Consider the following 19,960-nt stretch of genomic DNA (forward strand, 5'->3'; position numbering starts at 1 on the left):
CTGGTGGGGCGATGTTCAGTTGAGAGGGATTGAGTCGGTAGAAGTGCTGTGTCGGTAGTTCACGAAGCCCCCGCGCTCGCGACTCGGGCGGCTGGCGAGACTCGTTCCACTCGTCTCGCTGCTTCCCGTTCGCAACGCTCACGGGTATCTCGCTGCGCTCCTCGGCTCGCTCACTGGGTTCGCTCGCCTGCGGTGATTACGTCGTCCCGAGAAGTGCCGTCGGCACTTCTCGTGGGCTCACGAGAGCGAAGCTCTCGTGAACGCCGGCCTTCGCCGCGAGCACGGCCCCTTCCGGAGTCCCACCCCGTATCGGAAGGCTGGCGGTCGTCGTCCCACTCCCAGCTCGGTGAGTCGCTCCCGAAACACGAGCCCCAGCGGCCGCGTCCACAGTTAAGTGTGTGGGGTGTGTTAGTGGCGGCCATGCCAGACCCCATCCGCGAGCGACTCACGGGGCTCCGTCGCGACCTCCACCGCTACCCGGAGCCGGGGTGGTGTGAGTTCTGGACCACGGCCAGGCTGGTCGAGGAGGTGGAGCGAATCGGCGTCGACGAACTCGCCGTCGGCCCCGAGGCGTACGACCCCGAGGACCGGATGGCGATTCCCCCCGAGGACCGAATCGAGGAGTGGTTCGAGCGCGCCCGCGAACGCGGCGTCGACGACGACCTACTGACGACGATGGCGGGCGGCAACACCGGTGCCGTCGCCGTCCTCGACCGGGGCGACGGTCCGGCCGTGGGCCTCCGCGTCGACATCGACGGGCTGTTCATCGAGGAGTCCGGCGAGCCGGGTCACCTCCCCGCGGACGAGGAGTTCCGCTCGGAAACCGGCGAGACGATGCACGCCTGCGGCCACGACGCCCACGTGACGTGGGGGTTGGCGACGCTCGAAGCGATAGCCGAGAGCGACTTCTCCGGACGGCTCGTCGTCTTCTTCCAGCCCGCCGAAGAGGTCTCGGGGGGCGGCCACCCGATGGCCGAGAGCCCGTACTGTGCGGACCTGGACTACCTCTTCGCGGTCCACGTCGGCTTGGACCACCCGACCGGCGAGGTGGTGGCGGGCATCCAGAAGCCCCTCGCGATGTGTCACGTCGACGTGAACATCCGGGGCACCTCGGCGCACGCCGGGAAGGCACCGGAGGAGGGGAACAACGCGATTCACGCCCTCGGAACCGCCATCGAGAGCGTGTACGGTATTCCCCGCCACTCGGAGGGGATGACGCGGGTGAACGTCGGCCGGGTCGAGGGTGGCACTGCCAGCAACGTCATCGCCGAGCACGTCGACGCCGTCGCCGAGGCTCGCGGGGAGACGACCGAGGTGATGGAGTACGCGAAGTCGGAGCTGATTCACCGCTTCGAGACGGCCGCCGAACTACACGGCTGTGAGGCCGACGCCACCGTCGAGAGCGAGAGCCCCCGCGCCGACAGCGACCCCGAACTCGCCGAGGTCGTCGCCCAAACGGCGGAGGGCGTCGACGGCGTCGACACCGTGCTCCCGGCGGCTGACTTCGGCGCCAGCGAGGACGCCACCTTCCTCATGAACCGCGTCCAGGCGGACGGGGGGCTCGCGACGTACCTCGTCGTCGGCACCGACCACCCGACCAGCCACCACACGCCGACGTTCGACGTGGACGAGCGGAGCCTCGACCACGGCGTCGACCTACTGACCGAGTCCATCCTCGCGGTCGCCGAGGACGGACCGTGAGCGGGAACTCGGAACTCGCCGCCGACGACGTGGTCACCCTCGCCGACGTGGAAGCGGCCCGGAAGCGCCTCGACGGGGTCGTCCATCGCACACCGCTCGACGGGTCGACGACGTTCGCCGAGCGGTCGGAGGCGGCGTCGGTGGGGCTCAAACTGGAGAACACGCAGCGAACGGGCTCGTTCAAGATTCGCGGCGCGTACAACGCGATGGCGCGGCTGGACGAGGACGCCCGCGGGCGCGGCGTCGTGACCGCCAGCGCCGGCAACCACGCACAGGGCGTCGCGCTCGCCGGTCGACTACTGGGTGTCGACGCGGCGGTCGTCGTCCCCGAAGTGACCCCCGCCGCGAAAATCGACGCCACGCGGGGGTACGGCGCCGAGGTCGTCGTCGAGGGTGCGGACTACGAGCGCGCCTACGAACGCGCCCGCGACCTCGCCGACGAACGCGGGGCGACGTTCGTCCACCCCTTCGACGACGCCGACGTGATCGCCGGGCAGGGGACGGTCGGACTGGAGATGCTGGCGCAGACGACGGAGCTCGACACCGTCCTCGTCTCCGTCGGCGGCGGCGGGCTCGTCTCGGGTGTCGCGACCGCACTGAAAGCCCACGACCCCGACGTACGGGTCGTCGGCGTCCAGCCCGAGGGGGCCGCCCACGCGAAGCCCTCCATCGAGGCTGACCGCATCCACCGCCTCGACGAGGTCGACACGGTCGCTGAGGGCATCGCCGACGCGCGTCTCCTCGACCTGACGTTCGCCGTGATTCGCGAGCGCGTCGACGACGTGGTCGCCGTGAGCGACCGCGAGCTCGCCGTCGCGACGACGTTGCTCGCCGAGCGCGCGAAGACGGTCGCCGAGGCGGCCGGTGCGGCCCCCGTCGCCGCGCTCCTCTCCGGAGCGGTCGACGTCGCGGACGAACACGTCGTCGCCGTCGTCTCCGGCGGGAACACGGACCTCACCGCCCACGCCGAACTGACGCGGACCGGGCTCCTGGAACTGGGTCGCTACGTCGAGGCCCGTCTCGCACTCGCCGGCTGGCCGACGCGTCTCGGCGACGTGACGGAGACGGTCGAAGCGGAAGGGGCCGAACTCGACAGCCTCGAACGCGTCCGCCGGGGCGGCGGCGACGACCCGAACCGGGTGCCGGTGACGGTCGGGCTGGCGGGGAGCGGCCCGGACCACCTCGCGGACGTCTTGGCGGCGCTCGACGACCTCGACGGGGTGGCGATTGTCCGGGACCCACCGCCCCAGCAGGGGCCAAAGTAACGCTCCGTGTCCGCGAACAGTTGTGCGGGGTAGTCGTGTGAAACGCCGGCCGTCCGAATACGCTACCGGGAGGCTTATCGACGGACGTGGAGACGCTCGGACATGGACTGGTACAACGAACCGACCTCGTGGAGCCAAGCGGACGACGAACTCGTGGTGGACGCCGACGGCGACACCGATTTCTGGCGGGTCACCGTCCACGGTTTCGTCGCGGACGACGGGCATTTTCGCTACGAGGAGGTCGAGGGGGATTTCACCGCGACGGTCGAAGTCGCCGGGGAGTACGCGACGCTGTACGACCAAGCGGGTCTGATGGTACGCGAAGACGAGGAGACGTGGCTGAAGTGCGGGATCGAGCTCGTCGACGGCGTCCAGCAGGCGAGCGCTGTCGTGACACGGGAAGTGTCCGACTGGTCGGTCGTACCACTGGAGGACGACCCCGACTCGGTGTGGTTCCGCGTCGAACGCACCGGTCCGGCTGTCGAGGTATCGTTCTCGCGTGACGGTGATTCCTACGCGATGATCAGACAGGCGTACCTGAGCGACGCCGACAGCCTCCACGTCGGCCCGATGGCGGCCGCCCCGCAGGGAGAGGGCTTCCGTAGCACCTTCGAGGGGTTCGTCGTCGAGAGCGAGTGAGCGAGTGGGTCAGGGGCCTCGTCGTCTGTCGGACCCTTCCCCGGCCTTCGTTACATCGGCGCCTTCGACGCCACGGCGTCCACCGCCTCGCAGAACAGTCCGATTCCGAGGTCTATCTCCCGCTCGGTGACGTCCAGCGGCGGGAGCAAGCGGACGGTCTTCTTCCCGCAGCCGAGGGTGAGCAGCCCCCGACGCAGCGCCTGTTCCACCGCCTCGTTCCGTCGCTCGGCCGTGTCGAACTCGACGGCGAGCATCAACCCCTTCCCGCGCACGTCCACGACGCAGTCGGGAGCGTCGTCGCGCAGGAACTCTTTGGCCTGCTCGCCGCGCTCGGTCGCGTTGTCGAGCAGGTCGTACTCCTCGATAGCGTCGAGGGTGAACGCCCCCTGCATCGACGCGAGGAGGTCGCCGCCGCCGAACGTCGAGCCGAGGCGATTCTTCTCGCTCGGGAACAGATCGGCACGGGAGACGGTCGCGCCGACGCGCAGCCCCTTCGCACTCGCGATTACGTCCGGCTCGATATCGTAGTGGTCCGAGGCCCACAGTTCGCCCGTCCGACCGACGCCGGACTGAATCTCGTCGACGACGAGCGGGATGTCGTGTCGCGCACACACGTCGCCGACCTCGGTCATGAACGCCTCGCTCGGGAAGCGGTAGCCGCCGACGCCCTGGATGGGTTCGAGCACCGCGAAGGCGACCTCCGCGGGGTCGAGGTGGCCGCCCTCGGGGGTGAGGGCGTTCCGGAACTGGGAGCCGTCGCCGGTGAAGAACCCGCAGCCGCAGTCGTCGGCCCGAGAGCCGGCACTCGACGCCGCGTCACAGCCGCGGTCGGCACAGAACGGCACGGTCTCGATGCCGGCAATCTGCGGGTAGTGGCGGGTGTACACGTCCTTGGATTTCGTGAGCGAGAGCGTCCCCAGCGTCCGGCCGTGGAAGCTCCCCGAGAACGCGACGCCGTACTTCGCGGCGGGCGCGTGGTCGTGGCAGATTTTCACCGCGTTCTCGACGGCCTCGGCGCCCGAGTTGGAGAGGAACACCGTGTCCATACCGTAGTGACTCGTCGCCTCGACGAGTCGGTGCATGAGGTGACTGGAGCCGGGGAACTCGGCGGTCTTCGGGTCGGGGCCGGCGCCGAAGTACACGTCCTGGCCGGCGATTTTCATCGGCTCGACGAGGTCGAACTCCCGGAGCTTCGAGAGCATCTTCTCGTTGTTGTACCCGAGCGGCGCGGCGCCGATGTGGCTGGTGAAGTCGAGCAGCACGTTACCGTCCACGTCGGTGACGAAGGGGCCGTCGGCCTCCGCTGTCACGTCCCAGACGAACTCGTGGGAGTACTCGCTCGGGGCGGCGTGCTCGCCGTGGAACGCTATCCACTTCCGGGCGTTCGGGCCGGGCAGCGCCTCCGCTGTCGGCTCGGCGGTGTCCCTGTCCATGCCACCAAGATACGACCGAGGTGAGTTAAAGATTACCACGACACGACCGAGCACACGACACGATTCGGCCGCCGTGACTCCGACGGGCGAGCGAGTTCGGCCGCGTCGTGACGCTCGGCTGGCCTTCACCGACGGAATCGTCGCACCACCGCGTCAGCGAGGCGGCCGCGCACGAACGCGCGCCCGTCGTTGCGCTCAGTCCCGGTGGTCGTCACACCACCACGTCGGCGAGACGAGCACGCACGAGCGCGTGCTCGTCGTGGCGCTCAGTCGTCGTCCTGTGCCACTTGGGACCTCCCCGCCGCCCCGTCACTCCGGCTCGGCTTCCCGAAGATGTTCGTGCGGTCCTGTAGGAGGACGCCGCCGGTCTCGGCCTGGAACGTCCGGATGAGCCCGAGCATCGCGACGAGACAGACCACGGCGAACGGTGCGCCGGTGATGATGGCCGCCGACTGGAGCGCGTTGACGCCGCCGACGACCATCAGGATGGACGCGACGGCACCCTGAAGCAGCGCCCAGAACACGCGGTTGATGGAAGAGGGGTGCTCCTTCCCGCCGGTCGTCATCATCGACACGGCGAGCGTCGAGGAGTCCGCCGAAGTGACGAAGAACGTCGTCACGAGCATGAGGAACCCGAACAGGAGCAGGGGGCCGACGAGCGGGAGTTGGCCGAACAGCACGTAGCCGGAGACGGCTTCGCTGTACTCGGTGACGGGGCCGAGGATGTTCGCGGTCCCCGAGTTCTGCATGATGACGCCGGTGCCGCCGACGATGGCGAACCACGGAACCGTCGCCATCGAGGTCGCGCCGATGCCGGCGAAGGCCACCTCGCGGACGCTCCGGCCGCGGGAGACGCGGGCGATGAACAGCCCGGCGAACGGCGACCACGCCAGCGGCCACAGCCAGTAGAACACCGTCCACGCGTTGACCCACTTGTCGCCGGCCTGGGTGGCGGCCTGCGTGTAGAGGCTCATCTCGAAGAACTCGCCGACGAACCCGCCGACCGCCTGGGTACCGAGTTCGAGGATGCGGATGGTCGGCCCGAAGACGAGCGTCGCGACCATCAGCAAGAGAAAGAGCACCATGTTGAAGTTCGACAGCCGCCGGATACCGCGGTCGACGCCGAGCACGAGCGAGACGGTGAAGATGACCGTCATCCCGGTGATGACGAGGATGGTGCCGATGTCGCCGAGCTGGATGCCCCACTGGAAGTCGAGACCGGTGATGAACTGGCTCCCGATGAACCCCAGCGACGTGGCGACCCCGCCGAGGGTCGCGAACACGGCGAGAATGTCGACGGCCTTCCCGAGGGGGCCGTCGACGTTGTCGGCGCCGAGAATCGGGGTCAACACCGCCGAAACGCGCAGCGGCGCGTCGTAGTTGTAGACGAAGTAGCCGATGGCGAGCCCCATCACGGTGAAGCAGGACCACTGGGTCAGACTCCAGTGGAAGATGGAGTACTGGACGGCGACGGGCATCGCCGCCGCCGACTCCGCGGGCACGTCGTACAGCGGCGGCACCGAGGAGTAGTGAAACAGCGCCTCGGCGGGCCCCCAGAAGACGATGCCCGCCGCCAGTCCGGCGGAGTACATCATCGTGAAGTACGAGAAGTAGCTGTACTCCGGGTCGTCGTCGCCGAGTCTGAGCCGGCCCCACGGCCCGAAGATGACGAAGCCCAGAAAGAGGACGAACCCGAGCATCACGAGGAGGAAGAACCAGTTGAACTGCGCGAGAATCCACACCCGTACGCCGTCGACGGCGTTGTAGGCGGCGTCCGGGCTGAGTGCGAAAGCGGCGACGAACAACAGGGTGATGAGCGCCCCGGCTCCGAAGATGACCGGTTCGACCTCCTCGAGGAACTCGGAAATCGCCCCGTCCGAGGTGCTCACCGTCGCTCACCCCCGTCGTCACGCGTGGCCGCGCCGGCCGCGACCCGGTCGCCCCCGTCGACGGCTCCCCGCCGCGTCTGCCGTCCGCCGCCCGCCGTCGGTCGACGGACGGACTGTACCCCGCTCCGGTCGTGTCGCCGGTCGTATGCTGTCGGTCGCATGGGAGTTCCCTCGGAACCGTGTGGTACGGTGCCGTTCGGCACGATAATCGGTGACGAACCGAATAAACGTTGTGGTCGCTCGAACCGGTCGAAACGGGAGCAGAGCCGCTACGGGCGCCGACCGCGGAGCCGACGCCTTCGGCCGGGGTACGCGACTGCGTCCACCTCGACAGGCACGTCGTCGGGCAGGCGCGACGCCTTGGCACAGACGCGGGCGGGTGGCTCCCCGTCAAACGCTCCGCCGTAGGCCCCGTTCACCCGGCCGTAGTCGTCGAGGTCGGTGAAAGGTGGTCGGTAGATGGGAGTCAGTGGAAGGTAGTCGCCCGTGGTCAGTCGGCGCGCTGTGTCGCAGTCGTCGCCGCCTCGATGGCGTCGACTATCACGTCGAGCGCCGTCTCGGCGAGTTCCTCGGTGAGCACGAGCGGTGGGAGCAGTCGAAGCACGTTGCCGTGGCGGCCGGCCTTCCAGACGAGCACGCCGTGTTCGAAACAGTAGTCCTGCACCGCGTCGGCGACGTCGTCGGCCGGGTTCCCCTCGGCGTCGACGAACTCACAGCCGACGAACAACCCCCGACCGCGCACGTCGGCGACGTGCGGGTTCCCCTCGCCGGCTTCCCGTAGCCGGCCGCGGATGTACTCGCCGAGGTCGCGGGCGTGGGCGAGCAGGTCGTGCTCCTGGATGTACTCGATGGTGCGGGTGCCGGCGCGCATCGCGACGACGTGACCGCGGTAGGTGCCGGCGTGGTCGCCGGCGTCCCACGTGTCGAGGTCCTCGTGGTAGATCGTCGCCGACAGGGGGAAGCCGGTGCCGCCGAGCGCCTTCGCGGAGGTCATCACGTCGGGGGTGACACCCTCCCACTCGCTGGCCCACCACTGTCCGGAGCGACCCAGCCCGCTCTGAATCTCGTCGAAGACCAACGGTACGCCGTGGTCGTCCGCCACGTCCCTCAGTCCCTGCAGGAACCCTTTCGGGGGGACGACGACGCCGCCCTCGCCCTGGATGGGTTCGACGAAGATGCCCGCCGGGTTGGCGAGCCCCCCGTAGGGGTCCTCGAAGATGGCCTGCACCTCCTCGAGCGCGTGCTCGACGGCGGCCTCGGGCGACTTCCCCATCTCGACGGGGTTCGGATACGGCGCGTGGACCACGTCGGAGAGGAGGGGTGTATAGTTGCCCTTGAACTTCTTGTTGCCCGTGATGCTCATCGCGCCGCTGGTCGCGCCGTGGTAGGCGCCGCGGAAGGCGACCAGCCCCGAACCCTCGGTGTTGTACTTCGCGAGTTTGATGGACGCCTCGATGGCGTCGCTCCCGGTCGGGCCGCCGAAGACGACCCGGTTGTTCCCGGAGAGGTCCCCAGGTGCGATTTCGTCGAGCTTCTCGATGAGTTCGATGCGTGCCTCGGTGGGGAAGTCGACGGTGTGGACGAGTTTGTCGGCCTGTTTGTGGACCGCGTCCAACACGTAGGGGTTGGCGTGGCCGACGTTCAACACGCCGATACCGGCGAACATGTCGATGTAGGTGTTGCCGTCGACGTCGCGGACGGTCGCCCCTTTGCCCTCTTCGAAGGCGACGGGGATATCCTCCGGGTAGGCGACCGCGCTGCTGTCGACCTCGCGCTGGCGCTCCAGCAGGCGCCGGGAGTTCGGTCCCGGGACCGTGTCCACGTTCGGTGCGTCGTCGTAGTGGAGCTCCTGAATCGGCGGACCTGCGCCCATGGCCGCGACAACGTGTAACAGTGCTAAATAGCTTGCCCACGTCTCCCACGGTGAGTGGACACGGTGCCCGTCGACCTGGAGTCCCCGCCCGAGTCGCCGACTTCGCTCACTCCCCCCGGTCTTCGGGGGTCCGGTACATCGCCGCGGCCTCCCGTTCGAAGCGGTCGACGGCCCGTTCGAGCAGTTCGACCTGAGCCGCCCGCGTCTCGTCGTCCACGAGGTACGCGGGGCCGCTGAGGTTCAGCGAACCGTACACCTCCCCGCGAGGCGAGCGCACGGCCTTGCCGACGGCCCAGAACCCCTCTATCGCCTCGCCGTCGTTCTCGGCGAACCCCTGCTCGCGGACCCGCTCGAGCTCCGCGAACAGCGCCTCCTCGGTCGTGATGGAGCGCTCGGTCGGGGCGGGGAGCCCCCAGCGGTCGAGTATCTTCCGCACGCGCTCTTCGTCGTAGTGAGCGAGGATGGCCTTCCCGGACGCGGTCGTGTGAACGTGAAACGGGCTGCCGTCGACGAGAAAGCGCGGGGAGTTCGCGAATTCGAGGTCGCCGTACAGCGAGATGACCCGGCCGTGCTCCTCGACGGCGAAGTCGGCGTCCATCGTCGACTCGTTGGCGAGCCACGCCACCGCCTCCTCGGCGACCCGGTGGTACTCCTTGCGCGTCCGGACGTAGTCCCCTAGGTGACAGAACTTCGCACCGAGGTGGTACCGGTTGTCCTCGTTGACGACGTACCCGTACGCGGCGAGCGTGTGGAGGTGGCTGTGGACGGTGCTCTTGGCCAACCCCGTCGCCTCGACGAGTTCGCGCAGGCTCGCGCCGCCGAGTTCGAGGATGTGCTCGACGATACGAAGCGACGCCGCGGTCGTCTGTAGCACCTGTTCCCCGTCCGGCTGTGTCATGTCCACACATCGAACGGCCGCCCCTAAATGCGTTCGTGCCTCACGGTGAGCCGGTGCCGACCGACCCGTCCTGTGCCGGGTGGCCGCGCGATAGAGAGGAACAACGTAAGGGAGCCGACTGAGCAACGTATCGACCAGTTTGTACAGTGACAACTCGTTCGTGGGAGGCGAACGTTCTTGTACTCGGTCCGACGCCTCGTCCCGGTCGGTACCGTGATTCGTCGCTCCGATTCCGTGTGACTCCGTGTCATTGTCCGTCGAGTCGTCCCTTCTGTCCTTTTCTTGTATAACTGTTCGGCTCCCAGGAACCGAGTCAGAGCTGTAGCGAGTCGAGTCGCCCAAATCAGGTGAGCGAAGACATTATGGACGGGGTATTCATCTGTCGTTCGGCAGAGCCGGACTGCCAAGTGGGGGTGTCGAGAGGCGGAGAGCGTGGCGACGAGCGTCGGCAGGGTGGACGGTCGTGACGGCTGCGCCCGGACGGGTTGACCCGACTACCGGTGTCTGACGAGACGGTCGGCGTGCGGACGGGAGAGGGTCGTTCGAGTGTGTCGTCGCCGTCCGAGTCACTCGCCGGTCGTCGCGAGTATCGGTCGCGACTCCACGGTCCAGCCGTGAGACGCAGATTCATCGTGCGTGGGCCCGTACGGTCGGCAATGACCCCGCGAGTAACGGAGGAGTGGAATCGGTGGCTGCCGACGCTCGTCGCCGCCCTCCTGCTCTTTGTCGGTACCGTCGTCCCGCTCCCCCGGCGACAGAACGCGTCATTCGGCCCCCTCGGTCCGGACAAACTCGGTCACGCCGTCGGTCACTTCGGCCTGACGGCCGTGTTCCTCCGCGCGCTCGGCGAGGGGCGCCCGGACGGTCGGTCGGCACTGGCCGCGGTCCTGCTCTCGCTGTGCTTCGGGACCTGCACCGAGCTGTTACAGGAGGCAGTCCCGGGGAGAGGGTTCGAACGTGCGGACGTTTTCGCGGGCGTCGTCGGCTCTCTCCTCGGCGTCCTCCTCGCGACCGGATGCTCGGAGTGAGTTCGGTGTCCCGGCTTCGTGCGAGAGTTCTATTCGGCCGAATCCGTCGATGACGCCGGCAGGTGGCGGCGCTCGCCCCCCACTCGTGTAGAGTGAGCACACCGCTCCCGTCGCGCCCGCATCCGTCGCGTGTCCCGGAGCGGCCAGCTCCGGCGCGTCGCCGTGGTTCTCGCGTGCTGACGTACCGTCTCGCCAGCGTGCTCGTGTGGAATCGTTCTACGACTCCCAACACGTTCGGAACGTTCTGCGGGTTCGGTGGTCCGTACAATCACGACTCGCGGGCCGAGGTCTCGACTGAGCCGGCCACGGGGTCGAACACCGGTCCGCGGGGGCCAGCCGCGACCGGGAACGAGGACCCACCGGTGAGCGACGACGGAACCGGGAGCTACTTGAGTTCGCATCCCCATCGTCGACATCATGACCGACAGCGACTCGGCGGACCCCCCGAGCCGTACCAAAGTGGGTCGGCTGATCGGAGAGTACGGCCTCGACGGCATCGGCGAGGAGTTCGAGCGCCGCTGGACGGGGCAGTCGGGCGAACGCGACAGCCTCCGGACCCTCGCGGACGCGTTCAACGAGCGCCTGCTCGAACGGGCGATGCGCGACGCCGGGATGGACCCCCTCGAGGGCGAGGTGGAGAACGTCTACCGTCTGCTCACCGACGAGGACGTGAGCCGAGGGGTCGAGACCGAGGTGACGGCCCGGCTCGAGGGGGAAGGAGTCGACGTGGAGCGTCTCATGACGGACTTCGTCACCTACCAGGCGATTCGGACCTTCCTCAAGGACGTCCGCGGCGCGGAGTACGAGGCGGACGACGGCGACAGCGTCGAACGCGCTCGGTCGAGTTTCGCCCGTCTCGTGGGGCGTACGACTGCGGTGGTCGAACAGAAACTGACGCAGCTCCGTTCGTCCGACGAACTCACGCTCGGGTCGTTCCGGGTCCGGACGGCCATCACCGTCTACTGTGAGGACTGCGAGACCCAGTACGAGGTCGATGCGCTCCTGAACGCCGGGGGCTGTGAGTGTGAGTCGGGTGACTAACGTTGTTAGTGGTGTTATTTTGACCGGCCGCTCGAACCCGAAAACCGCCCGACTGCGGCTCCGTCCCGCTGATTTGGTTCGAGCGCTCGCTGACCGACGCGCCCAGCAGTAGAATTAACTATCCCCAACCCCCAGTTGGCTATACATGAGTACGGAAGAGCTTTCGAAAGGGAGCGTGACGGTTCACGCCCGAAACGTGGGTGGTATCTCCGAGGCGGAGGTCAGCTTCGAGCCCGGCGTGACCATCCTCGCCGGGCGAAACGCGACCAACCGAACGTCGTTGCTGCAGGCGATCATGCTCGGTCTCGGGAGCGACCGGGCGTCGTTGAAGGGTGACGCGGACGAAGGGGAGGTGGAACTCGTCGTCGACGACGAGCGGTACACGCGGACGCTCAGCCGGACGGGCGGTGGCGTCGCCCTCGGCGGCGACCCCTATCTCGACGACCCCGAGGTCGCCGACCTGTTCGCGTTCCTGTTGGAGGAGAACGAGGCACGACGCGCGGTCGCCCGGGGCGAGGACCTCCGCGAAATCATCATGCGCCCCATCGACACGGACGCCATCAGGGCGGAGATCGACGAACTCGAACGCGAGCGGCGGGAGATCGACGACGACCTGGAGGAGCTCGAGGAGGTCGAACGCCGACTCCCGGAGCTCGAGTCGCAGCGGTCGAGCCTCGAATCGGAGATCGAGGAGCGGCGTGCGGAACTCGAGACCGCCGAGTCCGAACTGGAGGACCTCGACGCGACGGTCGAGGAGTCCCGCCAGGAGCGAGACGAGTTGGAGGCGAAACTCGACGAACTCCGGGAGACTCGCTCCGAACTCGACCGCATACGCCGGCGCATCGAGACGGAGGCGGGCAGTATCGAGTCGCTCACCGAGGAGCGCGAGGAAGTGGAGGCCGAACTCGACTCGATGCCGGCCGAAACCGACGTCGACGTCGACGACGTCGAGCGCGAGATCGACCGGCTCCGCGAGCGAAAGCGGACGCTCGACGGCGTCGTCACCGAACTCCAGAACGTCGTCCAGTTCAACGAGGAGATGCTCGAGGGGGACCGCACCGACGTGCGCTCGGCGCTGGACGTCGACGACGACGGCGCCGTCACCGACCAGCTCATCGAGGACCAGACGGTGTGCTGGACCTGCGGCAGCGAGGTCGAGAAGGAGCAGATCGAGCGCACCCTCGACCGGCTGAAAGGGTTCAGAAAGGAGAAGCTCGAATCCATCCGAACGACGGAGGACCGCCTCTCCGAGCTTCGCGAGGAGCTCCAGTCGGCGAACGCCGAGCGCGAGCGACGGGCCGAGCTACGCTCGAAGCTGGACCGCACCGAGAGCGAACTCGACTCCCGCCGCGAGCGCCGGGAGGAGCTCCGAGCGGAGCGCGAGGACGTGGAAGCCGAGCTCGAGCGGTTGGAGGGCGAGGTCGACCAGCTGGAGGACGACGAGTTCGGCGAGATTCTCGACAAACACAAGGAAGCAAACGAGATAGAGTTCGCGGTCGGCCGACTCCAGAGCGACCTCGACGACGTAGTCGACGAGATCGAGGAACTCGAGGGGCGCCTCGCGGACCGCGAGGCCCTCGAAGCGGAGCGCGAGGAGGTCTCGGACGCGCTGACCGACGCGCGGACCCGCATCGACCAGATCGAAGAGCAGGCCGTCGCCGAGTTCAACACCCACATCGAGACCGTCCTCGACATTCTCGAGTACGACAACCTCGACCGAGTGTGGATCGAACGCGTCGAGCGGACGGTGCGGGAGGGCCGCCGGAACGTCGAGCGCACGCAGTTCGAACTGCACATCGTTCGGACGAACGAGGCCGGGACGGCGTACGAGGACACCGTCGACCACCTCAGCGAGTCCGAGCGCGAGGTGACCGGGCTCGTGTTCGCGCTGGCCGGCTACCTCGTCCACGAGGTGTACGAGACGCTCCCGTTCATCGTCCTCGACTCCCTCGAGGCGATCGACTCCGACCGCATCGCCAAACTGGTGGACTACTTCAGCGACTACGCCGACTACTCGGTCGTCGCGCTGCTCCCCGAGGACGAGCAGGCGCTCGACGACGACTACCGGCGCGTCAGCGGCATCTGAGCGGGGGGCCGCTGAGGCCCCGTTTTCGCCCCGGACTGGCGTTTCTCGACCCGCTCTTGCCCTCTCTTGCCGACCCCGGCAGGCGGAATCGGCCCCGACGTCGGACCACCGCCACCCGGAGGCGACAGCGACGGGTGACGTCGGGGCGAGCTACCGTTCGAGTGAACCGAACGTCGTTTTGCATCGTCTCTGGCGACCGAACGACGATGCGTCTCGGCCAGGCCGTCCGGGGACGGACGGTCGGGGCCTCAAAAAGCGCGAAAAGTCGGGCCGAGCGGTCCGGTTTCCGCTCGAAGCTACGAGTACGACATGTTGAGTTCGATCACGTTGGCGGCGCTCATCACGAGTTCGGGAACTTCGGTCTCCAGCCGTTCGCCCTTCATGCGGCTCGAGGGGCCCGAGACGCTGACGGCGCCGACGGCGACGTCGTCGTCGTCGGTGACCGGGGCGGCGATACAGCGCAGTCCCGAGAGGCGCTCACCGTGGTCGATGGCGTACCCGCGCTCGCGAATCGCCGCCAGGTCCTCTTCGAGCGTGTCGCGGTCGGTGACCGTCGTCTCGGTTCGCGGTTCGAGTCCCCGCCGGTCGAGAATCTCGGAGACGCGCTCCTCCGGCATGTGTGCGAGCATCGCCTTGCCGAGGCCCGTACAGTGGAGGTGAACGCGCATCCCGGCGTAGGTGTCGACGCGCACCGCCTGGTCGCCCCGGGCACGGCAGAGGTAGACGCCGAGACCGTGCTCCTCGACGAGGAGGTTCGCCAGTTCCCCGGTCTGCTCGGCCAGCGCCTCCACCTCCGGCCGCGCGACGTCGTATATCTTCATCCGGTTGCGGGTGTGCTCGCCGAACTCCAGGAACTGCAGTCCGACGCGGTACGTCGTCCCGTGCTTGACGACGTACTCGTTCTCCCGCAGGGTGACGAGGTGGTTGTGAGCGGTGCTCTTCGGGATGTCGAGTCGCGTGGCGAGCTCGGTGACCCCCGCCCCATCGAGCTCCTTCAGCATCTCCAGGATGCGGAAGGTGGTCTCGGTCGCGTCGATGGTGACGTCGTGTTTCGTTGCCATGGTTGAAACACCCATGCACACGGAGCTACAAAACACTTGTTCCGTTCTACTGAACGTATTACGGGAAGCGCATGATTTAACACGGCCGACGCATCCCTTTCAGACGGAGCGAGTGGCACGTATCCGGCCAGTTCGGTCGCCGTCTCGGAGGCCAGCCGTTCGAGCGACGTGTTCGGTCGGTGTGAACGGGAGTTCTCGGAGCGACGACTGCTCGGCGGGGGGCGCGAGAACGTGGTCGGCCGGGAAGTCGGAGTGGGACGGCGCCGTCAGCGGGACCGGTTCCGCGCCATCCGGACGGCCACGTCGACGGCGTCGACCATGCTCGTCGGCGACGCGACGCCCTGGCCGGCGATGTCGAACGCCGTCCCGTGGTCGACGCTCGTCCGGATAATCGGGAGTCCGACGGTGACGTTGACGCCGCTGACGCCGCCGGCCTGCTCGAAGCCGAGGAGTTTGATGGGGATGTGGCCTTGGTCGTGGTACATCGACACGACACAGTCGTAGTCGCCGGCCGCGGCCGCGACGTACACCGTGTCGGGCGACTCGGGGCCGACGACGTCGACCCCGTCCGTGCGCGCCGACTCGACCGCGGGCGCGATTTCGGCGTCGTCCTCGTCGCCGAGCAGGCCCCCGTCGCTCGCGTGTGGGTTCAACCCCGCGACCGCGATTCGAGGGTCGTCGACGCCGAGGTCCCTGAGCGCCGCGTCCGTCACGTCGATAGTCGTCCGGACGCGCTCCTCGGTGACGAGGTCACAGGCCTCGCGGAGCGGGACGTGCGTGCTGACGTGCGTGACGCGGAGGTCGTCCTCGACGAGCATCATCGAGTAGTCCTCCGTGTCGGTGTAGTCGGCGAGCATCCCCGTGTGTCCGGCGTACTCGCTGCCGGCCATGCGCGTCGCCTGTTTGTTGATAGGAGCGGTGACCATGGCGTCCAGCGACCCGTCGACGCAGCCCTCGATGGCGCGCTCGACGTACTCGAGGCTCGCCCGGCCGAACGCCTCGCGGAGTTCGCCGTAGGCGTGGTCGTCGACGTTGTCGAGGTCGAGGACGGGAATCGCGTCGGCGCCGACCGCGTCGGTCCCGGCGCCGTCCACGGCGCCTCCGGACCCGCCCCGCGCCGCCCCGAAGTCGTCGACGGCACGGACCGCGAGTTCGCTCCCGCAGACGCGGACCGCGTCGCGCAGCACGTCGGCGTCGCCGACCACGACGACGTCCGCGCGGTCTCTCAGCTCCGGGTACGCCTTCACGATCACCTCGCTACCGATACCTGCCGGGTCGCCCATCGTCACGCCGACCAGCGGCCGGCGAGCGCCCGACCCGTCGGCGGCCGCGGCGTCGTCGCTGTCACGGGAGTCACGCATCGTCAGTCACCTCACCGCCGAGGTAGTTAGCGATTACGCCGTCGCCGCCGAACGCGCCCGCTTTCGTCACGAGCGGCGTCCCGTCCGCGACGCCGCCGCGGACCAGCCCGACCGGGATGCCGGCGCCGAGTTCTCGACCGACCGGGGCGACGGCCGCCGCGTCGAGCGCGTCGAGGGTCGCGCGGGCGACGGCACCGCCGGTGAGCAGCGAGTCGGTCGGCGGCGGGTCGGCGTCTCGCCACACCGCCGCGGCCGTCGCCGCCAGCGCCGTCGCCACTCGTTCCCCGACGCCGTCCGGCGGAACGCCGGCCGCCCGTCCCGCCTCGCGCGCGGCCGTCACGTCGTCCCGGTCCGTCGCGGCCGTGACGAGCGCCTGTCCGGTCGCTTCGAGCCGGTCGAGGCAGGCGACCGCCGCGTCGGTCGCCGCCGCCTCGGGTTCTCGAACCGCGGCCGCGGCGTCGAGTCGTACGACCGCGTCGTCCGGGACCCGGGCCACCTGGTCGAGCGTCGCCGCCGCCACGCTGCCGACGACCGCGAGCGCACGCCGGTCGGCCGCCGTCGCCGGGTCGAGGGTCGGAGGTCGCGACCCGTCGTCGGGGAGCGGAACGTGCCGGGCCAACCCGCCGCTCCCGGCGAACACGACCGAACCGGGGTCGGCGCCGTCGGCCAGCGCGGCGAGATGGTCGTCGTGGACGGCGTCGCAGGCGACGAGCGTGCCGGCCGCCGGCCTCGACGACCCCGACGACCTCCCGGCGTCGAGCGCCGCGAGAGCGCCGAGGCGCTCCGCGACGGCGTCCGGACCGCGGGCGACGGTGGCCGACGCGATACGGGGGACGGACGCTCGCTCCCGCCCACCCTCCGACTCCCCCAGCAGACGGGGGAGGTACGACGTCGCCGGGGCCTTCGCGTCGTCCCCGGCGGCGGTCGCCGTCACGGGCACGCCGTCGACGAGGTGATGACCCTCGGCCGTGAGCCGGCCGTTGGCGGGGAACGCCGGGGCGACGAGGGCGAGCGGGCGGTCCGCGGCCGCCCGCGCCGCCGTAACCTCGGCGGCGACGTTCCCCCGGAGCGTCGAGTCGACCTTCTTGTAGACCACCGCGTCCGGGTCGGCGGCGACGGTTTCGCGCACGACGGTAGCCACCGACTCCCGCGCCGCGTCGGCGTCGGCGTACCGGGAGTCGGTGTCGACCACCGTCACCGAGGCATCGTCGTCCGACTGGTCGGCCGAGGCCTCCGCCGGGCCGTCCCCATCGTCACCACCCACCTGGACCGTCGTCCGACAGCCACGGGCGGCGAACTCGTGGCCAGTGTCCATCGCCCCCGTCAGGTCGTCCGCGACGACCAACACCCGTCGAGTCATGGCAGCGAGTTCGGGGTGAGGGGCGAAAAACGCTCGGATGAGTGGGACTGCGGGGCGCGCGGACGGCGGTGTTCAGTTTCGCGCCTTCCGGACGGGGAAGGGACGGTGACCGCCCAACAGCCGTGGTGGGGTGGACCTCGGCAGGGAGACGCTCGTCGCGACGGTCTGAGCCGGTCAGAGACGCGACGGGGGATAGCCCCGACGCGACCAGGGATGGCTCCGAACGGACGTAGCTGCCCGGTCACTCATCGAGGCGTACACGGAGGACCCCGGCCAGCGATACCGACCATTTATGCTGTGGTATTCGAAAGAGTACGTGATGCGAAGTTTGACAGCGGAGCAACGCGACTACGCCGAGCGTGCGGAGTCGGTCGCAGCGGAGTTCGAGGAGAAGGCCTACACATGGGGCGGCGACGTCCCGTGGGAGAACCTCCATCGACTCGCGGAAGCGGACCTGTACTGCCCCTCTATCTCCGAGAAGTACGGTGGGCAGGGGTTGTCCGACGTGACGGCCATGCTCCTGACCGAGGCGGTCGGTCGGGTGTGTCCCGACACCGGCTGGTTCACCTACATGCAGAGCTCCGTCGCGCCGCGGGCTATCGACCTCTTCGGGTCCGAGGCGGTCAAAGACGAGTTCCTCCCCGCCGTGACCGCCGGGGAGAGCTTCGTCTCGATCGCCATCTCCGAGCCCGAGGCCGGTTCGGACGTCGGGTCGATGACGACGGAAGTGACCGAGGAGGACGGTCAGTTAGTCTGTAACGGCGAGAAGACGTGGGTCGGCGGGGTCCCGTTCGGCGACGCCGCGGTGACGTGGGTCCGGTTTCCGGAAGGGCTGGGGTCGGTCGTCGTCCCCTTCGACGACCCCGGCGTCGAAATCGAGGAGGTGTACACGAACATGGCCGGCTACGCACAGACACACTTCACCATCGACGACGTCGTGATTCCGGAGACGCACGTCCTCACCCGCGGGGAGGGGGCCTTCAAAGAGCAGTTGGTGTCGCTCAACTGGGAACGCCTCGGCAGTTCGATTCTCACCGTCGCGTGGGCCGAGGCGGCGCTGGAGCAGGCCTTAGCGTACGCCGGCGAGCGCGAGCAGTTCGGCCAGCGCCTGGACGGGTTCCAGGGTATCGAGTGGAAACTCGCCGAGATGTACCGACAGGTCGAGACGGCCGCCTCGTTGGTGTACATGTCCGCCGCGGGCGCGCAGGGACACGAACGGGCCCCGCCGCGGCTACAGACCTCGACGGCGAAGCTCCACTGCTCGCAAGTCGCCGAGGACGTCGTCAGCGAGGCCGTCCAGATCGTCGGCGCTCGAGCCTACCAGCAGGGCCACCCGCTCGAGCACCTCTATCGCTTCGCGCGGAGCAGGCGCATCGCCGCGGGCACCGACGAGATGCAACTGAACACCATCGCCGGCGCGTTGAAAGACGACGGGCTCCCGGTCGTCTCCGAACGGTAGCCGACCCGCTCTTTCTCTCGTCCCCTCCGGTCTCAGTCGTCGTACGACCGGTCGAACGCCGGCTCGCGGCCCTCGTTGAACGCCGCGACCGCCTCCTTGTGCTCGTCGTCGACGACGCAGTCCCACTGGTACTCGGCAGCTTTCCGGCAGTACTCGTCGAAGCTCTGCTGGGGGTCGACCAGCCGGTTCGTGTGCTGGACGGCCGTCGCGGGCTTGTCCCTGATCTCCGCCGCGAGGTCGCCGGCCGCGGAGAGCGCGTCGTCGGCGCGCTCGACGGCGAGACCGATGTCGACGGCGTCCTCGGGGGTGATGTCCCGCCCGGTGAGCAGGTACTCGCGGGCCTTCGACTCGCCGACGAGGCGGGGCAGGAGCCACGCGCCGCCGTCACCGGGGACCAGTCCGACGTTGACGAACCCCTCGCGCATCACGCCCTCGTCGCCGACGACGCGCAGGTCACAGGCCAGTGCGAAGTCACAGCCGGCGCCGATAGCCGGGCCGTTGACGGCGGCGATGGAGGGCGTCGCCATCGTCCGGAGGTTCCAGACGAACTGCTGGATGAGCCAGAGGAACGCGCCGTACTCCTCGGGCGATTGGGCGTCCCAGTCGGGCATCTCCGTCGTGTCCGCGCCCGAGCAGAATCCCTTCCCGGCCCCGGTCAGCACGACCGCGTAGACGTCCTCGTCGTCCTCTGCGGTCCGCGCCGCGTCGTTGAGTTCGAGCACCGTGTTCCGCGTGAACGCGTTGTAGACGTCCGGGCGTTCGATAGTGATGGTCGCGATCCCGTCGGTGACGCCGTAGCTGATATCCTCGTAGGTCTCCACGTTCCCGTCGTCGGTCCGTTCCCACATATAGATAGTCGTCGGGTC

The 19,960-nt window shown here is 68.7% G+C and carries 17 protein-coding genes; 7 read left to right on the plus strand and 10 right to left on the minus strand.

Going from position 1 to position 19,960, the window contains the following annotated elements; all coding sequences use genetic code 11:
* Positions 1-420: 420 nt before the first annotated feature.
* From N5095_RS01685 to N5095_RS01695, 3 genes are all read left to right on the plus strand, one after another.
* Positions 421-1,701, plus strand: a complete 1,281-nt coding sequence (locus N5095_RS01685) for an amidohydrolase (RefSeq protein WP_267620365.1) — start codon at positions 421-423, stop codon at positions 1,699-1,701.
* On the plus strand, positions 1,698-2,966 hold the full coding sequence (gene ilvA, locus N5095_RS01690; RefSeq protein ID WP_267620367.1) for a threonine ammonia-lyase: 1,269 nt from the start codon (positions 1,698-1,700) through the stop codon (positions 2,964-2,966). Before N5095_RS01685 ends, ilvA begins: the two co-directional genes overlap by 4 nt.
* A 102-nt stretch (positions 2,967-3,068) precedes the next feature.
* On the plus strand, positions 3,069-3,605 hold the full coding sequence (locus N5095_RS01695) for a DUF1349 domain-containing protein (RefSeq protein WP_267620369.1): 537 nt from the start codon (positions 3,069-3,071) through the stop codon (positions 3,603-3,605).
* A 50-nt stretch (positions 3,606-3,655) separates the two neighbouring features.
* On the opposite strand, the gene N5095_RS01700 is transcribed toward N5095_RS01695, so the two are convergent.
* From N5095_RS01700 to N5095_RS01725, 6 genes are all read right to left on the minus strand, one after another.
* Positions 3,656-5,038, minus strand: coding sequence for an aminotransferase class III-fold pyridoxal phosphate-dependent enzyme (locus N5095_RS01700; RefSeq protein ID WP_267620371.1), 1,383 nt, complete (start codon positions 5,036-5,038; stop codon positions 3,656-3,658).
* Between the two features lie 266 nt (positions 5,039-5,304).
* Positions 5,305-6,927, minus strand: a complete 1,623-nt coding sequence (locus N5095_RS01705; protein ID WP_267620373.1) for a BCCT family transporter — start codon at positions 6,925-6,927, stop codon at positions 5,305-5,307.
* The gene (locus N5095_RS01710; RefSeq protein WP_267620375.1) at positions 6,924-7,088 is read right to left on the minus strand and encodes a hypothetical protein; all 165 of its coding nucleotides are present in this window, start codon (positions 7,086-7,088) and stop codon (positions 6,924-6,926) included. Before N5095_RS01710 ends, N5095_RS01705 begins: the two co-directional genes overlap by 4 nt.
* A gap of 108 nt (positions 7,089-7,196) precedes the next feature.
* Positions 7,197-7,421 (minus strand): Rid family hydrolase, encoded by a 225-nt coding sequence (locus N5095_RS01715; protein WP_308203521.1) that lies wholly within the window; start codon positions 7,419-7,421, stop codon positions 7,197-7,199.
* On the minus strand, positions 7,418-8,800 hold the full coding sequence (locus N5095_RS01720; RefSeq protein ID WP_267620377.1) for an aspartate aminotransferase family protein: 1,383 nt from the start codon (positions 8,798-8,800) through the stop codon (positions 7,418-7,420). Before N5095_RS01720 ends, N5095_RS01715 begins: the two co-directional genes overlap by 4 nt.
* Before the next feature lie 106 nt (positions 8,801-8,906).
* A complete protein-coding gene (locus tag N5095_RS01725; RefSeq protein WP_267620379.1) occupies positions 8,907-9,698 on the minus strand; it encodes an IclR family transcriptional regulator in 792 nt (263 codons plus the stop codon).
* Between the two features lie 656 nt (positions 9,699-10,354).
* On the opposite strand from N5095_RS01725, the gene N5095_RS01730 reads away from it, so the two are divergent.
* The 3 genes from N5095_RS01730 to N5095_RS01740 all read left to right on the plus strand — a co-directional run bounded on the left by N5095_RS01730 (position 10,355) and on the right by N5095_RS01740 (position 13,853).
* Positions 10,355-10,726 (plus strand): VanZ family protein, encoded by a 372-nt coding sequence (locus N5095_RS01730; RefSeq protein WP_267620381.1) that lies wholly within the window; start codon positions 10,355-10,357, stop codon positions 10,724-10,726.
* A 417-nt stretch (positions 10,727-11,143) separates the two neighbouring features.
* Positions 11,144-11,767 (plus strand): rod-determining factor RdfA, encoded by a 624-nt coding sequence (gene rdfA / locus N5095_RS01735; RefSeq protein ID WP_267620383.1) that lies wholly within the window; start codon positions 11,144-11,146, stop codon positions 11,765-11,767.
* Positions 11,768-11,912: 145 nt separating this feature from the next.
* A complete protein-coding gene (locus N5095_RS01740; RefSeq protein WP_267620386.1) occupies positions 11,913-13,853 on the plus strand; it encodes an archaea-specific SMC-related protein in 1,941 nt (646 codons plus the stop codon).
* Between the two features lie 296 nt (positions 13,854-14,149).
* On the opposite strand, the gene N5095_RS01745 is transcribed toward N5095_RS01740, so the two are convergent.
* From N5095_RS01745 to N5095_RS01755, 3 genes are all read right to left on the minus strand, one after another.
* A complete protein-coding gene (locus tag N5095_RS01745; RefSeq protein ID WP_267620388.1) occupies positions 14,150-14,914 on the minus strand; it encodes an IclR family transcriptional regulator in 765 nt (254 codons plus the stop codon).
* A 266-nt stretch (positions 14,915-15,180) separates the two neighbouring features.
* Complete coding sequence (gene pdxA, locus N5095_RS01750) at positions 15,181-16,275, minus strand: 4-hydroxythreonine-4-phosphate dehydrogenase PdxA (RefSeq protein WP_390202444.1); 1,095 nt, start codon at positions 16,273-16,275, stop codon at positions 15,181-15,183.
* Entirely contained in the window at positions 16,268-17,635 is a 1,368-nt protein-coding gene (locus N5095_RS01755) for a four-carbon acid sugar kinase family protein (protein ID WP_267620390.1), read from the minus strand. The genes pdxA and N5095_RS01755 overlap by 8 nt, the downstream gene beginning before the upstream one ends.
* 319 nt (positions 17,636-17,954) lie before the next feature.
* Between N5095_RS01755 and N5095_RS01760 the strand changes: the two genes are divergently transcribed.
* On the plus strand, positions 17,955-19,094 hold the full coding sequence (locus N5095_RS01760; RefSeq protein ID WP_267620392.1) for an acyl-CoA dehydrogenase family protein: 1,140 nt from the start codon (positions 17,955-17,957) through the stop codon (positions 19,092-19,094).
* A 32-nt stretch (positions 19,095-19,126) separates the two neighbouring features.
* Here N5095_RS01760 and N5095_RS01765 read toward each other — a convergent pair whose 3' ends face one another.
* Positions 19,127-19,942: an enoyl-CoA hydratase/isomerase family protein gene (locus tag N5095_RS01765; protein ID WP_267620394.1), complete on the minus strand. Its 816-nt coding sequence runs from the start codon at positions 19,940-19,942 to the stop codon at positions 19,127-19,129.
* Positions 19,943-19,960: the final 18 nt, after the last annotated feature.

The sequence above is a fragment of the Halobium salinum genome (genome assembly GCF_026586625.1).
Taxonomy (GTDB): domain Archaea; phylum Halobacteriota; class Halobacteria; order Halobacteriales; family Haloferacaceae; genus Halobium; species Halobium salinum.

Excerpts from the sequence above, each read along its gene's own strand:
- N5095_RS01685 (WP_267620365.1), top strand. The coding sequence starts at position 421 with ATGCCAGACCCCATCCGCGAGCGACTCACGGGGCTCCGTCGCGACCTC.
- N5095_RS01695 (WP_267620369.1), top strand. The coding sequence starts at position 3,069 with ATGGACTGGTACAACGAACCGACCTCGTGGAGCCAAGCGGACGACGAA.
- N5095_RS01700 (WP_267620371.1), bottom strand. The coding sequence starts at position 5,038 with ATGGACAGGGACACCGCCGAGCCGACAGCGGAGGCGCTGCCCGGCCCG.
- N5095_RS01710 (WP_267620375.1), bottom strand. The coding sequence starts at position 7,088 with ATGCGACCGACAGCATACGACCGGCGACACGACCGGAGCGGGGTACAG.
- N5095_RS01720 (WP_267620377.1), bottom strand. The coding sequence starts at position 8,800 with ATGGGCGCAGGTCCGCCGATTCAGGAGCTCCACTACGACGACGCACCG.
- N5095_RS01725 (WP_267620379.1), bottom strand. The coding sequence starts at position 9,698 with ATGACACAGCCGGACGGGGAACAGGTGCTACAGACGACCGCGGCGTCG.
- N5095_RS01730 (WP_267620381.1), top strand. The coding sequence starts at position 10,355 with ATGACCCCGCGAGTAACGGAGGAGTGGAATCGGTGGCTGCCGACGCTC.
- rdfA (WP_267620383.1), top strand. The coding sequence starts at position 11,144 with ATGACCGACAGCGACTCGGCGGACCCCCCGAGCCGTACCAAAGTGGGT.
- N5095_RS01740 (WP_267620386.1), top strand. The coding sequence starts at position 11,913 with ATGAGTACGGAAGAGCTTTCGAAAGGGAGCGTGACGGTTCACGCCCGA.
- N5095_RS01745 (WP_267620388.1), bottom strand. The coding sequence starts at position 14,914 with ATGGCAACGAAACACGACGTCACCATCGACGCGACCGAGACCACCTTC.
- pdxA (WP_390202444.1), bottom strand. The coding sequence starts at position 16,275 with ATGCGTGACTCCCGTGACAGCGACGACGCCGCGGCCGCCGACGGGTCG.
- N5095_RS01755 (WP_267620390.1), bottom strand. The coding sequence starts at position 17,635 with ATGACTCGACGGGTGTTGGTCGTCGCGGACGACCTGACGGGGGCGATG.
- N5095_RS01760 (WP_267620392.1), top strand. The coding sequence starts at position 17,955 with ATGCGAAGTTTGACAGCGGAGCAACGCGACTACGCCGAGCGTGCGGAG.
- N5095_RS01765 (WP_267620394.1), bottom strand. The coding sequence starts at position 19,942 with ATGTGGGAACGGACCGACGACGGGAACGTGGAGACCTACGAGGATATC.